Origin of the sequence: Robertmurraya kyonggiensis (genome assembly GCF_005116465.1) — a bacterium.
Lineage (GTDB): Bacteria > Bacillota > Bacilli > Bacillales > Cytobacillaceae > Robertmurraya > Robertmurraya kyonggiensis.
Map to the genome: position 1 here is coordinate 1 of NZ_SWBM01000035.1, position 1,672 is coordinate 1,672.

1 pseudogene is annotated in these 1,672 nt (G+C 35.0%); it reads left to right on the plus strand.

The features are described 5' to 3' along the window. Positions 1 to 124 precede the first annotated feature (124 nt). A pseudogene (locus FA727_RS23670) lies at positions 125 to 1,597 on the plus strand (IS1182 family transposase); the annotation flags it as partial. Positions 1,598 to 1,672: the final 75 nt, after the last annotated feature.

Sequence of the window (1,672 nt, forward strand, 5' to 3'; positions counted from 1 at the left end):
GAGACCACTGAAAAACATTTCCATAAAAATGGAAACCACAAAGATTTAATCAAAAAGAAAAAAACCTCCATTTTGGTATAATAGAACTGTCGAAGAACTAATAACCAAATGGGGGTTTTTTTCTATGCTCAAAAATAAAAATACACAGTTAAGCATCTACTCGTTATTATACGATAAAATACCGAAAAATCATACTCTAAAGCTGTTAATAGAGGCGATTGATTTTAGTTTTTTCAATGATCTTTTAGAACATTCCTTTAATAAATATTATGGACGACCATCAATAGAGCCGGAGCTGATGGTAAAAATTTTGATATTACAACGCTTATATGATTTATCTGATGAACGTGTGATCGCAGAGGCCTCTCTAAATCTAGCCTATATGTATTTTCTTGGAATAGATCCGGATGATACTTTACCAGATCCAAGCCTACTCGCAAAATTTAGAACGACAAAGCTAGAAGAAGCAATACTCGATGATATGATTATAGAACTCATTAAACAATGTGTGGAGAAAAACATCATTAGTGATACTGGCGTAAGCATTGACTCTACCCATTCTTCCGCAAATACAGGTAAGCTTTTTCCTGAAAAAGTGATGAGTCGTTTGGCGAAGAAAATCTTTAAAACTGCCCAAGAAGAAGAGATCGAATTACCAGATACCATTAATCAAGAAATCCCAGATACTCGCGAAATTAAAGACCCCAAAGAAGCTAATGAAAAAATGAAAAACTACTTGGAAGAGACGATTTCCAGTGTTGAATCAATCCCTGGAATTGAACAAAACACTCAATTAAAGGAAGTCCTTGAAAATGCAAAAGAAATCATTGAGGATCCCAAATTTATGGAGTTTAAAGGCGTTCGTTCACTCGTAGACCAAGAGGCCAGAGTTGGATATAAAAGTAAAACAGATAACTTTTTTGGATATAAAATGGAATACATGATTAGTACAGAAAATCGAATGATTACCGCTGTAAGAGTACATAATGGTGCATATGTGGACGGGACCAGGTTCGAAGAGTTATTGGAATTAACAAAGAAGAGTTTACCCTCCATTACTGAAGTTTATGGGGATAAAGCTTATTTTAAAAAGGCAATATTAGATAAAATCGTTGAAATTGAGGCAACACCATACATTCCGGTTAGTGAAAGTGCTTATAGAATTGACGAAGAACAATTCAGTTATAACAAGGATTCGGATCAGTGGTTTTGTGCACAAGGAAACCAAACGACTACAAAGAAACACTATAAACGAAAATGTGGTAAACAATCCTATAATTATTACTTTGAACTAGAAAAGTGTAGAAATTGTCCCGTAAGGGATCTGTGTATTCCTAGCAATAATACGGTACGGAAAGTCTTAGCAGTTGGCATTAATACCCCAGAGTTCTATGAATATAGTCAGCAGCAAAAGAATGAGGAATTTAAAGAAAAATATAAGAAAAGAGCCTGCCAAGAATGGAAAAATGGAGAAATGAAAAATTTTCACGGACTAAATCGTGCCAAGGGGTACGGTTTAAAAAGCATGTCCATCCAAGCCAAACTGACCGCATTAGCGGTAAATTTAAAGAGGATAGCAGGCATACTATCCTCTAAAGCAGCTATATAATCTCTCATTTTCGATTTCCGATCAAAGTATCTAAAAAAATACCCCACTTTTTCAGTGGTCTCG